Source organism: Gulosibacter sediminis (genome assembly GCF_030011715.1).
GTDB classification, from domain to species: Bacteria; Actinomycetota; Actinomycetes; order Actinomycetales; family Microbacteriaceae; genus Gulosibacter; species Gulosibacter sediminis.
The window spans coordinates 1-11,507 of the sequence record NZ_JASCYH010000023.1 but is presented as its reverse complement, the minus strand read 5'-3'; the positions used below and the strand labels follow the sequence as shown (position 1 = coordinate 11,507).

Below are 11,507 nucleotides of genomic sequence, written 5' to 3'. Positions count from 1 at the left end.
CCTGATTAGAACATTATTTCCATTGCATTCGTGAGTGCATCCGCATATGCTTGCTACAACGGTTCCCCCATTGACGCACCTTCGAGGAGGTGACGCCCGATGCCCGCAACGACCCGTCCCCCCGGCTCTGACTCAGATGAGCCGATTCGTCGCGCACCGAAGCACCGGCCAGACGGCACCACTCCTCCACCAGAGAACGATGGGCTCAATGATGCACTCGAGGCGATCGAAGAGATGGTGCTCAATGGGACGAAACTCGAGCAGACCGGCGCGTACCTGAAGATGATGGGCCTCGCGCAGGCCTACGCCGTCGCGGAACACCGCACCTACGCACAGTTGCAGGAACGCTCGTCAGTGGCGAGTCCCGACGACCTGTTGCGGCTGAACCTGCGATCGATCGTCGCGGAGTTCGGCATCCACACCAACGAATCCGACACCGCGCTACTGAACCGGGCGTATGACGCGCACCGGCTCGGCACCGACTTTGTCGTGTGGCTCGACCCGCTCCGTGAAGCGGCGGTGACGATGCGGCACGCCCGCGCACTGTTGCGACATGCGGGGATCGTGCCGGACGCGCGGTTGGACGAATACGCCGTGAAGGTGCTCGAGTTCGCGAAGGGCGAGACCGTCGCCGCGACCGACGCATTCGCGCGGAAGCTCGCGGCGGAACTCGGGGCCGAGGAGTTCGAGGCCGCGTTCGAGCACGAATACCAAGCCCGGCACGTGACCATCGAGGACCGCGAGTTCGGCATGTCCCGCATCACCGCCGACGTCCCGACGTTGCAGGCGCACGCGATGTACGACCTCATGAACAAGCAAGCCAAAGCCTTGCGCGAGGACAACGTGAACGAGGCCGACGAACACCGACGCCGCGTCCGCGAGGCCCAGGCACGCGGGGAAGAACTCTCCCCCGCCGACTCGGAGTTCGTTGAGGACCAACGCACGGTGCGGCAGTTGTTGGCCGACCTGTTCGTCGAAACCTTCCTCACGACGACGCCGCAGAGCATGCACGAACACGAGGCCAAGGGTGGCTCGCGAGTGAACGCGACGGTGAGCATCGTGATCCCGGTGCTCAACCTCCTCAACCCCGACGCGCCGCGCGATGTCGCAACGATCAACGGGATGACCCCGATCAGCATGACCGAAGCGCGTGAGATGGCGTCGAAGGCGAAGTGCTTCCAACGAATCCTGACCGACCCGATCACCGGGCACGTGTTGACCGTCGACTCGCGCCATGCGACCCCCTCGATGAGACGGTTCCTGCAGGCGAGGGACCAAGTGTGCCGGTTCCCGGGCTGTCGCAGACCGGCACATCAAAGCGAACTCGATCACACGAAACCCTGGGCCGCGGGCGGCAAAACCGACGTCGAAAACCTGGGACACCTCTGTCCAAAACACCACACGCTGAAACATCAACGTCCGTGGGAGTGCGAGCAACTCGGCGGCGGCAAGGTCGGGTGGAAAACGCCGCGTGGTGAGTGGGTGACGGTCGAACCTGCACCGGTCGGGCCCATCTTCAAACCCGTCGACGACCAGGGCGACGACGCGATCAACGACCCGGCACCGTTCTAACGAGGGAGGAGTCCGTCATCGAAGTCGACGAGGCTGCAAACATGAGAGATCTCTCATCTCTGCCTCATGCGGGTGACTTGACGCGCTCGATACGCTCGCAGCATCCCGAGACCGAATAGGAGACCTGCCATGCATCGCCTCGCCCCCGTGCTGCTTTCTGCCGCATCCGTGCTCGTGCTTGCGTTGCTCGCCTTCTCGGGCATCTCGATCGCGAACAGCGACCAGCAGCAGGAGGTCAGCGACGCCGTCACGATTCCCGCGAGCGGCACGCCGATTCCAACATCGACCGGAACTCCCCCGGCCACGCCGTCTGCAACGCCGAACGAGACGCCGACGGCAACGCCGACCTCCACCGACGACGCATCGGACTCCGGTTCGCTGCCCCAGCCACAGCCCGTCAACCCCGCGCCGGCACAGCCGATCCAGCCCGAGAGCGGATCAGGGTCGGGCGGCGGCAGCGGCAGCAGCTACGACGACGATGACGACGACTGGGACGACGATGACGACGATGAGTGGGACGACTAGCGCCAGCTACGAGCGCGTTGCGAGCCGGTAGCCGACTCCCCGCACCGTCTCGATACGGTCGCTGCCGAGCTTGCGGCGCAGATAGCGAATGTACACATCGACGACGTTCGACGCCGGGTCAAAGTCATAGCCCCACACGCGCGACAGCAGCTGCTCGCGCGTGAGCACCTGACCCGGATGCTCGAGCAGCTCCTGCGCGAGCGAAAACTCCCGCGCCGACAGCTCCACCTCGGCGCCGTCGACGGTCACCCGCCTGGTGCGCAGATCGAGGCGTACGCCACCGTGCTCGAGCGAGGTCGCGCTCGCCGGCGACGATGAGCCCGGCGCATCCGCCGTCGCGCGCAGGCGCAACCGCACGCGCGCGAGCAGTTCCTCGAACCGAAACGGCTTCGGCATGTAGTCGTCGGCGCCGGTCTCGAGCGACTGCACGGTGTCGTCGACCGAGGTGCGCGCCGTGAGCACGATCACGGGCGTGCGCACGCCCGAGCCACGCAGCTGATCGAGCACGTCGAAGCCATCGATGTCGGGCAGGCCGATATCGAGCACGATGAGGTCAAACTCCTCGCTCAGCCCGTGATCGATGCCCTCGCGCCCCGTCGCAACACCGACCGCCGCGTATCCGGCGGCCTTGAGGCCCTTGGTGATGAAGGCCCGAATTCGAGCCTCGTCTTCGACAATGAGGATGCTGGTCACGCTGCGGCTCCGTTCGCTTCGAGTTCGGGGTCGGGTTCGGACTGACGTAGGGGAAGCACGAGGGTAAAGCGGCTGCCAACTCCGGGCTGCGACTCGAGGTCGACGGTGCCATCGTGGCCGCGGGCGATCGAGGTGACGATCGCGAGCCCGATGCCGAGCCCGCCGCCGATCGTCGGCAACTCGCCGCCATCGTCCTCGCGCTCGAAGCGCTCGAACACGCGCTGCCGCTGCTCGGGCGCGATGCCGACCCCGGCATCCTGCACCCAGATGCGCAGCAGGCCGGTGCTCGGCTCGAGGTAGGCGCCGAGCGCGATGCGGCTGCCCGGCTCGGAGTACTGCACCGCGTTGCCCGCGAGCTGCAGCAGCGCCTGCGTGATGCGCTGCGGGTCGAGGCGCACGACCACCTCGGGCCGCGAGTCGAGCTGCCAGTCGCGGTCGCCGAGCGGTCGCACCTTCTGCATGACGCCGTCGAGCAGCTCGGCAAGGTCGACCTCGCTGCGGCGCACGAAGTCGGGGCGGCCCGACTTCGCGAGCAGCAAGAGATCCTCGATCAGCCGGTTCATGCGCGCAAGCTCGTCGAGCACGAGCGCACGCGTGTCGGCGACCTCCTCGGGGTCGTGCTCGTCGAGCAGCTCAAGGTGCCCTTGCACGATCGTGAGCGGGGTGCGCAGCTCGTGGCTCACCTCGTCGAGCAGCTCGCGCTGGCCGGCAAACGCGCCCTCGAGCCGGTCGAGCATCGCGTTGATCGTGCCGACGAGCAGCGCGAGATCGTCGTTGCCCTCGACCGGAATCCGGCTGCTGAGATCGGATGCGGTGACCTCCTCGGCCGTCTGGCGCGCGGCCGTGAGCGGCGCGAGCACGCGCCCAAACGCGCGCCACGCGAACAGCCCGGCGAGCGCGAGTACGACGGCGCCGACGAGCAGGCTCACGAGATGTTGCTGCAACAGTGCGTTGCGCCCGGTCGACACGTCATAGGCGATGATGAACGCATCGGTGCCGTCGGTCGGGTCGTTGGCCGCCATCGCGATCGGCACGAGCAGCACGCGATAGGTGCGCTCGGCAGTGCCAAAGGTGAGCTCGGTCGTGCCGCCCGCCCCCTCGACCTCGCGTTCGACGCGCTCGACGAACTCCGGGTCGTCCTCGACTCGCAGCGGCACCGTCGTCGGCGCCGCCCATCGCGCCTCGCCGTCGACGACGCCGAGGAAGCCCTGTCCGGGCTCCGACACCGCGCGCTCGATCGCGAGCTGCACGAGCGACTCGGCCGAGGCGAACGGCTCCCCCGTCGCCGGGTCGACCCCGTTGCGCGCGAGCTCGGTCACCTGCGCATACGAGCGATCGAAGCCACCCGCGACCTGCTCGTCGTAGTCGAGCCAGTCGATGACGAAGTCGACGAGCGTCGTGATGAACAGCGTGATCGCGGTGATGCCAATAAGGGAGACGAGCACGCGATTGCGCAGCGACATCGCCTTAGTCGGCATAGACCTGGGTATAGCCGGCCTCGGATGCGCGCAGATCGCCGCGATGCCCGGCCAGGTACGAGCGCCTGCCGAGCACAAGGCTGTAGGCGAGATACGACCCGAGCGCGAGCGCACCGATGCCAATCTTCACCGGCCACGGCCAGTCCTGACGCGTGACGAAGCCCTCGACGAGTCCCGAGAGCAACAGGAAGATCGTCGTGCCGATCGCGACGATGATGAGCGTGCGCCCGGCCGCACCCATCGCATCCACGCGCGTGCGATTCCCGGGCACGACGAGCGACCAGAACAGTGCGAAGCCCGCGCCACCCGCGACGAAAATCATGGTGAGCTCAAGCAGGCCGTGCGGCGCGATCCAGAGGAAAAACGCGTCGAGGTGCCCGAACGACGCGAGCACCGCGGCCGACATGCCGAGGCCGATGCCGTTCTGAATGAGCACGAAGATCGGATAGATGCCGGTGATGCCGAACGCGATGCACTGCGCCGCGATGAACGCGTTGTTCGTAAACACTTGGGCCGTGAAGGCCGACTCGGAATACTCCGAGTAGTAGTTGATGAAGTCCTCCTCGGCATACTGCTGCAGCCCGGACTGGCTGCCGTAGAAGCTGAGGATCTCGGGGTTCGACATGTGCCAGAAGTACGAGAACACGGCCGCGACGACGGTGAGCACCGCGGCCGCGAGGGTCCACCAGCGCACGCTGTAGAGCGATGCGGGCAGCTGCTCGACGAAAAACTCGCGCAGCACGACGAGCACATTACGGCGCACGCGGGTGAAGCGGCGGCGGGCCCGAGCAAGGTCGAGCGAGAGGCGCACGCTCTCGGCGCTGTCGCCGGTCGCCGTGCGGATGGCCGAGAGGTCGGTCGCGCCGGCCTGGTAGCGCTCGATGAGCGCATCCGATTCGGCGCCGCTAAGTCGGCGGCTGCGCGACAATTCGCTGAGCCGCTCCCATTCCGCGCGTTGCGCGGCCGCGTAGGCGTCGATGTCCATGTGGTGAAATACTCTCATGTCTTCGCAGCCCGCGCCCCGAGTTGCCTCGTTTGCCGACGACGATGTCGTCATTGGCGAGGGTGTTGCCCTGAGCATCCCGGCCGCCGGCTGGCTGCTGCGCGCCGGCAGCGCCGCGATCGACGCGTTCGTGATTTTCGTTGGTTACCTGGTATCGCTGCTCGGGCTCGCCTGGATGCTCACGAACTTCCTGCAGAACAACAACGTGCAGTTCGAGGACGTGTGGGTCAATGTGATTCAGATCACCTGGGCCGTGCTCTGGTTCATTCTCGTGCCGCTCACGGTCGAGGTGCTCTCGAACGGCCGCTCGCTCGGCAAGCTCATCTTCGGCCTGCGCGTCGTGCGCGACGACGGCGGCGCGATCGGCTTCCGCCACTCGTTCGTGCGCGCCCTCGCGGGCCTCGCCGAGATCTTCCTCACGCTCGGCAGTATCGCCGCCCTCGTCGGCCTCTTCAACGGCCGCTCGAAGCGCGTCGGCGACTTCCTCGCCGGCACCTACGCGCAGTACGAGCGCGCGCCGCGGCCGCAGCCGCTCGCCCTCACGCTGCCGCCGCAGCTCGCGGGCTGGGCCCGCGTCGCCGACGTGGCGCGCCTGCCCGACCCGCTCGCCCGACGCATCCGTGACTTCTTCGTGCAGTCAGACAAGCTCTCGCCGGCGGCGCGCCAGCACCTCGCGGGTGACCTGGCGCGCCGGGCGCGACCCTACGTGCATCCGATTCCCGACGTCGACGCTGAGACGTTCCTCGTCGGCGTCAGCGTCGTGCGCCGCGACCGCGAATACCTCGGGATGCAGCGGCGCCGGCAGCGCTCGGCCCGCCTCGAGGGCGTGCTGCACGGCAACCCGCACGGCTTCCCGACCCGCGGTTAGCCTTCCTGCTGCACGTCGCGCAGCCACTGCGTGTGCAGACGCCAGCCCTGGAAGCGGTTGCCGTTGCGCGCATCGAGCGCGTCGGCGATGCGCTGCGCGTCGGCGCGGAACTTGGGCCCACGCGGGTCAGCCGGGCGGTTCGTGAGCAGGAAGTGCGCGACGGTCGCGAAGATGTCGATGTCGGCGGGCGAACCCTCGTAGTCGACGGTCTCGAGCGCGGCATCGACGATCCACGCGAGCTCGTCGGGGTTCGTTTCGGCGAGCTGCACGAGCACCGAGGCGGGCACCGAACCAAACTCGCTCAGGTCGCGCTCGACTTCCTCGATACCGGCGACGACCTCGGACACGCGATCGGTGCGGCCGTCCAGCAGCTCGTGCCACGCCACCCAGGCGAGCGCGGCGCGGCGGTGCTCGGCGTCGTGCGTCTCGGCGAGCACCTGGCTGGCGAGTTCTGCTGCGTAGTCGGGGCTGAACGGCGCGACGAGGCCGGCGGCCTGAAGCATCAACTTATGCTCGTCGACCCGCTCGCGCTCGTGCTCGAGCCAGCGCGTGAACGTGGTGAGGAGTTCCTTGAGTGCGTCGACATCGCCGAGCTGGGCCGCGACCTGCGCCTGGCCGAGCGCGAGCTGACTCGTCGGGCCGCCGACCTTCGCGCGCACCTCGTGCTCGAGGGTGATGAACTCGGCAACCGAGTCGATCGACACGTCGGGGTCGCCGAGGGCCTGGTGCACGACATCGACGTAACCACCCTCGGCGGCGGCGCGCACGCCGGGCTCGATGGCGTCGTTGTCGTCGAGGCGCAGGCGCTGGGTGTGCGTGAGGCCCTCGAGCATGGCACGGTTGTTGCCCACGACGGCGTGCTGCATCGCGCCGAGGAAGAGCGTGCCGAACACGACGGTCGTGAGGCGAAGCTCCTGCGCCCGGGCAATGATCTTGTCGACGAGTTCGGGCTGCGTCGACTCCTCGCTGAGCTCCTGCACCGCCATCATGGTCTCGTGGTAACGCTTGTTCATCGACACGGGCGCGCGATCGACCGAAACGCCCTGTGTCTGTCGCGGCAGCCAGCCTGCCCGAAGGATGTGCTCGGCGCGCGCCTGCGGGTCGCCCCACACCTCCGCGTTGTCGACGACGTCGAGCTTCGGCGCATCTGGCAGGCCCTCGAGCCAGAACTCGCGCAGTTCATCCTGGTGGCGGGTGGCGACACCGCCGCGCTCGTCGTGCAGCTTCGCCGCATTTTCGGCGATCTTGAACAGCAGCCAGCCCTCGTCATTCGCCGGGTCGGCGAGCACGCGCACGCGGGCGACCGCGGCGGTGGTGCGCCAGTTCGTGTCGTCGAGGTAGAGCTGGGAGAGGAGGTGGTCGGCGAACTCCTCCGCCTCGTCGCGGCGGTGCTCGAGCACCACCAGGAGGTCTTGGGCCTCGATCTCGTCGATGAGCCTGTCGAGCTCGAACTGTTCGCGCAGCTCGTCACCGATCTGCGCGGCGACCTCGCGCTGGCCCGCACGAGCGTAGAGCACGCCCTGGCGGGCGCGGAGGCTCACGAGGTGCGCCAGCTCGGGATGGTTGGGGTCGAGCAGGCCCGGGCCGACGCCGAGCGCTGCGAGCCGCTGCTCAAGCGTGCGCAGGGCGAGCTGCGGGTCGACGCGCCCAAGCATCGAGTTCTCGTAAACCGAGCTGTACGGGCTGCCGGGCTGCCAGTAGTCGTTGTCGGCGGTGAGCCACTCGTTGAGGTGCTGCAGCGTCGCGTCGCGGTCGCCGAAGTCGGCGGCGAGCTCGGCCTTCGCGAGGAATGCCTCGCCGAGGTCGAGGCCCCGCTCGCGAATCTGCGCCTCGACGAGGCCGACGACCTGCTCGAGCTGGGCACGCGGGATGCTCGGGTCGTCGACGAGCGTCGAGGCGACGGTGCTGATCGACTCGAGGAACGTCGCGAGGTTGTCGGGGTGCAGGTGGTCGCCGTACCTGGCAATGATCTGCATGAGGCGCGCGTACGCCTCGAGCGCTTCCTGCGCCTTGCCGGTCTGCGAGAACAGCGAGTACTGCCCGTAGCGGGCGCTCGCCGCGAGGTGCGGCACGCCCTCGGCCTCGCAGTCGGCGACCTGCTGTTCCCACGCCTCCGCGGTGCCGCGGTCGAGCGGCATGTCCCAGATCGCCGAGCTGCGGTCGATGAGAGCGCGGACGCGAATCGCCTGCTCCCCCTCGAGATCGGCAACTTCGTCGTATCGAATCATGAGTTTCCCTTTCAGGTGGCCGCAACGAGCAACTCACCCAGCGCATCGGCCAGGGTTCGCTGCTCGTCGGCGTTGAGTCGTTGACCTGCCTGGAGCAGGCTGAGGAGGTAGAGGGCGCGCACGGCCTGCTGCTGCAGTTGCAGCGTGCGGGCCGCGACGACGGCACGCACGGCGTCGGCGCGCACGTTGAGTACGAGTTTCGGGCGTCGGTCGACGGGGTCGGCTTGCTTGGTGCCGCCGGTGAGGGCGGCCCACGGGTCATCGTCGGCGGCTTCTTCGGCGAAGTCGAACCCGGCGGGCGGGGGCGGCACGTGCAGCGAGAGCACCGATGCCGGGGCGAAGTCACGCAGGTCGAGCCCGACGCCGAGCTCGTCCAGCACCGGCGTCGCGACGGCCCTCAGCTGTTCGACGAATGCCTGCCGCTCGGGCTTCGGTTGCGGCAGCGCGTCGAGTTGCTCGGTACGAGAGAACAGGCTCACGCGCACGCGCGTCTGGGCCCTGCCGAATGCCTCGAGCACGGCAATCGAATGCGTGTAGCCGCCGTTGACGAGCATCCCACCCTGCGCCGAGACGAGCGAGGCGTTCGCACTGAACTCCCCCACCGTTGAGGCGTAACTGATCTTGCTCGGCATCTGCGCGAACGGCACGAGGCCTGAGCTCGTCTCCCAGAGATAGTGGCGCGCGACGAACTGCAGCATGGCGTCGTCGGCCGCGGCCATCGCGAGCAGGTTCGTCGAGTGCACGTCGAGGAACTGCTTGAAGCGGTCGCCGCCCTCGGCCGCGAGTCGTTCGATGCCCGTGCGCAGCTGCCGGCCGACTTCGGCCTGCACGTCGCGCACGAGCTCGGTCTCTTGCAGCGATTCGCGGGATGCGGTGAGCGTCAGCGAGCCCGCCTCGAGCGCGACCTTCACGAACGTCGCCCACTCGGGCACGAGCTGCGTGTTGTCGTCGGCGACGAACATGCCGTTCGAGAAGACGCGGTCGCCGCCGCGATGCTTGCTCGAGATCGAGTTGCTCGAGACGAACGCGAGGCCCCGCACGCCCGCGACGGGCACGTCGATCGGGAAGGCCGCGAGCGGCGACATGCCAAAGGTGCGCAAGCACCACTCGAGCGCGTCCGGCCCGGCGAGCTGCCACGGCGGCGTCTGCCTGCTCACGATGCGGCCGGGGCTGCCATCAGCGCCGCGGTGCACCGTGATGGGCACCGGCAGCAGCCCGGCAAACTTCGACGCGAGCAACTCGACGCGCTCGAAACTCACCCAGCCGGCGTCTTCGGGCCGCGCCCGCACCCACACCTCGGTGCCGGGCGCCTCAAGCGGGTCGGCCGCCTCGGTCACGGTGAAGGTGCCGTCGCCGCTTCCAATCCAGTGCATCGTCGGTGCATTCGACTCGCGGGCGCTGCGCGAGCGCACCTCGATCTGGTCGGCAACGAGGAAGCACGAGAGCAGGCCGATGCCGAACTGGCCGAGGTAGTCGCGGCGGGCCTGCGCAAACTCGCCGCGCTTGCTCGAGGCGCCGATGGTCGAGAGCAACTGGCGGGCCTCCTGTTCCGTCAGTCCGATGCCCGCATCGCGCACGAGCAGCGCGCGGCGCGGCTCGTCGACGATGAGCTCGATCGGTGCCTGCTGGCCGGATGCGGCGGACTGGCCGAGGCGTTCGCGCGCCACCAGCGCGTCCCGCGCGTTCTGGATGAGCTCGCGCACGAACACCCGCGGGCTCGAGTAGAGGTGGTGCGAGAGGATCTCGACGATGCCGCGCAGGTCAACCTGGAAGTTCTCGGTTGTCACCCCGCCAGCATAGAGACCGTTTTATGTGCGATCTCCACGTTGCAGGTAGGCAAGCATCAGCGCGAGCACGAAGCAGAGCGCGTAGGTGCAGGCCACGGCGCCCCAGCTCGCGAGGAATCCGCCCGTATGGTCGACGAGCCAGCCGATGATGGCGGGGCCCGATGCGAAGCCGAGGTACATGCCAGCCGAGACGAGGCCGGAGGCGATGCCGATGCGGGCCCGCGGCGCCGCCGCAATGATGCCGGAGTTGATGACGACATTGGCGGCGAGCGGGAGCGCGGCGTGCATCGCGATGCCGACCCAGACGAGCCACACCTGGCCGGTGATCGACGCGAGGCAGAGCGCGCCGAGGCCCGCGATGCCGCCGAGGTTCATGACCGAGATGAGCGGGGCGGGGCGGCCCCAGCTGCCGTTGACGCGGCCCCAGCCGACGCGGCTGAGGATGCCGATGACGCCGATGACGCCGAGCAGCAGGCCGCCGAGCTCGACCGGGAAGTCGAACTCGCGGATCGAGAAGAGCGATACGTAGGTGTTGACGCCCTGCGTGCCGACGGCGTTGAGAAATGAGATGGCGGCGAATACCCAGACCGCGGGCGGCAGCTTCGTCGCCTCGCTGGGGTTCGTGACGATCGTGCCGGTTACCGGGGCGGTGCCGCCGTTGGCCGGGCGACGCAGGCGGTTGAGCACGATCCAACTGATCGCGAAGCAGGCGGCGCTGATCGCGGCGCCGAAGGTCGCGGCGGCGGTCCAGCCGCCGACCGTCGCGATGAGGGGAAAGCTGAGGCCGGCGACGAGCATGCCCATCTGCACGCCCGATTGCTTCCAGCCCATCCAGGTCGAGCGCTGGGCGGCCGGCACGCGCGTCGCGATGAGACGGTTCGTCACCGGATTCGACATCGCCTGAGCCGGGCCGACGAAGAGCGCGGCGACGATGAAGCCAGCGAAGCTGTGCCAGACGATCGTGATGACGAAGGCGAGCAGCGTGCCGACCATGATGATCGCGAACTGCACGATGGTGCGCAGCCGGTCGGCGAGCACACCGAGCAGCGTCGACGTGAGGCCGGCCGAGAGGAAGATTGTCGAGAGGATGATGCCGAACTGGCCGTCGGTGATGCCGAACGTTTCGATGAGCGGCGCGCTCAGCGAGGTGACGCCAAAGTTGAAGACGATGCCGACCGCCATCGCGGCGATCAACACAAACAGCAGGATGCTCGGCGCGCGCTGCGCCCTACCCTCACGACTCTCCACCATCAGTTCCCTCTCCTCCACTCGCGAAGAACGGTTGAGTGGTGGGGGTTTTTTTTTTTTTTGGGGGCGGGAGCACAAAAAAATAAACAACAACCCCGCGAGGGG

General features: G+C 68.1%; 9 protein-coding genes. 3 read left to right on the top strand and 6 right to left on the bottom strand.

Features of this window, described 5'->3' with window-relative positions; genetic code table 11:
- The first annotated feature begins 99 nt into the window (after positions 1-99).
- Together QM019_RS08465 and QM019_RS08460 are read left to right on the top strand one after the other, a co-directional pair.
- A complete protein-coding gene (locus QM019_RS08465) occupies positions 100-1,572 on the top strand; it encodes an HNH endonuclease signature motif containing protein (RefSeq protein WP_282852613.1) in 1,473 nt (490 codons plus the stop codon).
- 129 nt (positions 1,573-1,701) lie between these two features.
- Positions 1,702-2,097, top strand: coding sequence for a hypothetical protein (locus tag QM019_RS08460; protein ID WP_125107750.1), 396 nt, complete (start codon positions 1,702-1,704; stop codon positions 2,095-2,097).
- A gap of 6 nt (positions 2,098-2,103) precedes the next feature.
- On the opposite strand, the gene QM019_RS08455 is transcribed toward QM019_RS08460, so the two are convergent.
- Genes QM019_RS08455 through QM019_RS08445 form a run of 3 tightly spaced genes read right to left on the bottom strand, consistent with a single transcriptional unit; the run spans position 2,104 to position 5,253 of the window.
- A complete protein-coding gene (locus QM019_RS08455) occupies positions 2,104-2,790 on the bottom strand; it encodes a response regulator transcription factor (protein ID WP_282852612.1) in 687 nt (228 codons plus the stop codon).
- On the bottom strand, positions 2,787-4,268 hold the full coding sequence (locus QM019_RS08450; RefSeq protein WP_282852611.1) for a sensor histidine kinase: 1,482 nt from the start codon (positions 4,266-4,268) through the stop codon (positions 2,787-2,789). Before QM019_RS08450 ends, QM019_RS08455 begins: the two co-directional genes overlap by 4 nt.
- Positions 4,258-5,253: a stage II sporulation protein M gene (locus QM019_RS08445; RefSeq protein ID WP_282826994.1), complete on the bottom strand. Its 996-nt coding sequence runs from the start codon at positions 5,251-5,253 to the stop codon at positions 4,258-4,260. Before QM019_RS08445 ends, QM019_RS08450 begins: the two co-directional genes overlap by 11 nt.
- A gap of 16 nt (positions 5,254-5,269) precedes the next feature.
- Here QM019_RS08445 and QM019_RS08440 point away from each other — a divergent pair, with 16 nt between their 5' ends.
- The gene (locus QM019_RS08440; protein WP_125107746.1) at positions 5,270-6,139 is read left to right on the top strand and encodes an RDD family protein; all 870 of its coding nucleotides are present in this window, start codon (positions 5,270-5,272) and stop codon (positions 6,137-6,139) included.
- On the opposite strand, the gene QM019_RS08435 is transcribed toward QM019_RS08440, so the two are convergent.
- Genes QM019_RS08435 through QM019_RS08425 form a run of 3 tightly spaced genes read right to left on the bottom strand, consistent with a single transcriptional unit; the run spans position 6,136 to position 11,405 of the window.
- Entirely contained in the window at positions 6,136-8,367 is a 2,232-nt protein-coding gene (locus QM019_RS08435) for a hypothetical protein (protein ID WP_282852610.1), read from the bottom strand. The genes QM019_RS08440 and QM019_RS08435 overlap by 4 nt on opposite strands.
- 11 nt (positions 8,368-8,378) lie before the next feature.
- Complete coding sequence (locus tag QM019_RS08430; RefSeq protein ID WP_282852609.1) at positions 8,379-10,154, bottom strand: HSP90 family protein; 1,776 nt, start codon at positions 10,152-10,154, stop codon at positions 8,379-8,381.
- Between the two features lie 21 nt (positions 10,155-10,175).
- Positions 10,176-11,405 (bottom strand): MFS transporter, encoded by a 1,230-nt coding sequence (locus QM019_RS08425; RefSeq protein ID WP_193128630.1) that lies wholly within the window; start codon positions 11,403-11,405, stop codon positions 10,176-10,178.
- Positions 11,406-11,507 lie beyond the last annotated feature (102 nt).

Bases quoted from the DNA above. Each gene is read 5' to 3' on its own strand.
- QM019_RS08465 (WP_282852613.1), top strand. From the start codon at position 100: ATGCCCGCAACGACCCGTCCCCCCGGCTCTGACTCAGATGAGCCGATT.
- QM019_RS08460 (WP_125107750.1), top strand. From the start codon at position 1,702: ATGCATCGCCTCGCCCCCGTGCTGCTTTCTGCCGCATCCGTGCTCGTG.
- QM019_RS08450 (WP_282852611.1), bottom strand. From the start codon at position 4,268: ATGCCGACTAAGGCGATGTCGCTGCGCAATCGCGTGCTCGTCTCCCTT.
- QM019_RS08445 (WP_282826994.1), bottom strand. From the start codon at position 5,253: ATGGACATCGACGCCTACGCGGCCGCGCAACGCGCGGAATGGGAGCGG.
- QM019_RS08440 (WP_125107746.1), top strand. From the start codon at position 5,270: ATGTCTTCGCAGCCCGCGCCCCGAGTTGCCTCGTTTGCCGACGACGAT.
- QM019_RS08435 (WP_282852610.1), bottom strand. From the start codon at position 8,367: ATGATTCGATACGACGAAGTTGCCGATCTCGAGGGGGAGCAGGCGATT.
- QM019_RS08425 (WP_193128630.1), bottom strand. From the start codon at position 11,405: ATGGTGGAGAGTCGTGAGGGTAGGGCGCAGCGCGCGCCGAGCATCCTG.